Raw genomic sequence first — 1,979 nt, forward strand, 5'->3', positions numbered from 1 at the left:
TCACACCTTCAATTAACTTCGACCCAATTTTAAAGCAAATCATTAACGATAGATTAGAAAGCTTAATGATTCCGATGAAAATATAAAAGCACTAACGAAAAATTAATACCTTTTTTTGAAATAAATATTATGGAGTAAAGGGGCATATTTTATGGCAAAGCAAAAACTAGTAATGATTGGTAACGGTATGGCGGGCATTCGAACAATCGAAGAAATATTAGAGCGCGCCAACGATTTATATGATATTACGGTAATAGGTAAAGAACCTTATCCAAACTATAACCGCATCATGCTTTCAAATATTTTACAAAATAAAATGACAGTTGAAGAAACAATTATGAATCCATATGAGTGGTATGAGGAACATGGTATCGAGTTAATTACCAATGATCCTGTAATTGAAGTAGATAGAGCAAATCAATCAGTTACTACTGCAAATGGTATTGAAGTATCATACGATAAATTGATTTTTGCGACAGGTTCTAAAGCATTCGTCATTCCAGTTCCAGGTTCGACATTACCGAGTGTAATTGGTTGGAGAACGATTGATGATACTGAACAAATGATGAACATTGCGAAGACTAAAAAGAAAGCAATTGTAATTGGTGGAGGCTTACTAGGTTTAGAGTGTGCACGTGGTTTATTAGATCAAGGTATGGAAGTAACGGTGTTACATTTAGCTGAATGGTTGATGGAAATGCAGCTAGACCGTAAAGCAGGAAATATGCTTAAAGCAGATTTAGAAAAGCAAGGTATGAAGTTTGAAATGCAAGCCAACACAACTGAAATCTTAGGAGAAGATGATGTTGAAGGTGTTAAATTGGCTGATGGACGCGAGATTCCGGCAGACTTAGTTGTTATGGCAGTAGGTATACGACCATACACAGAAGTAGCCAAAGAATCAGGTCTAGATGTTAATCGTGGTATTGTTGTCAATGATGTGATGCAAACAAGTGATAGCAATGTATATGCAGTTGGAGAATGTGCAGAACATAACGGCAAAGTTTATGGACTCGTTGCACCACTATATGAACAAGGTAAAGTATTAGCTGATCATTTAACAAATAAAGAAACGAACGGATACAAGGGATCAACAACATTTACGTCATTAAAAGTTTCTGGTTGTGACTTGTATAGTGCTGGTCAAATTGTAGAAAATGCAGAAATTAAAGGTATTGAAATATTTAATAGTGTTGATAATAACTATAAAAAAATCTTTTTAAAAGACGGTAATGTAGTTGGTGCAGTACTATATGGTGATATCGATGATGGTTCACGCTTTTATAACATGATGAAAAAAGGTGAATCCACTGAAGATTACACACTTGTATCATTGCTTACTAAAGGTGGAGAAGAGGCATCGCTATCAATTGCTGATATGGCTGATGATGAAACAATTTGTGGTTGTAATGGTGTTGATAAAGGTACTATAGTAAATGCGATTACGGAAAATGGCTTTACAACAGTTGAAGAAGTAACGGCTAAAACAAAAGCGGGGAATTCATGTGGTAAATGTAAACCGCAAATTGCTCAAATATTGCAGCACACTTTAGGAGATGACTTTGTTGCCGCAAAACCTGCTGGTATATGTGGTTGCACTGATTTGACACGCGATCAAATTGTAACGCAAATAAGAGCGAAAGGTTTAAAAACATCTAAAGAAGTTCGACATGTTTTAAACTTTAAAAACAAAGGTGGATGTCCAAAATGTCGACCTGCGATTAACTATTATTTGAATATGGTTTATCCACATGATCATGAAGATGAAAGAGAATCAAGATTTGCTAACGAACGTTACCATGCGAATATTCAAAATGATGGTACATTTTCTGTTATACCTCAAATGCGTGGGGGTGTTACAGATGCAGACCAACTGATTCGTCTAGGAGAAGTGGCTAAGAAATATCATGTGCCACTAGTTAAAGTGACAGGTTCGCAACGTGTTGGTTTGTATGGAGTTAAAAAAGAAGAATTACCAA

Annotated in this window: 1 protein-coding gene and 1 pseudogene; both read left to right on the top strand. The window is 35.6% G+C overall.

Annotation, left to right across the window (positions count from 1 at the left end; all coding sequences use genetic code 11):
* Nucleotides 1-86 (top strand): annotated as a pseudogene (locus IDG60_RS12590) (sirohydrochlorin chelatase); the annotation flags it as partial.
* 65 nt (nucleotides 87-151) lie between these two features.
* Nucleotides 152-1,979, top strand: a 1,828-nt coding sequence (gene nirB / locus IDG60_RS12595; RefSeq protein ID WP_206160757.1) for a nitrite reductase large subunit NirB, incomplete at its 3' end; no start/stop codon positions are given.

This window comes from Staphylococcus sp. EG-SA-2 (genome assembly GCF_017152085.1).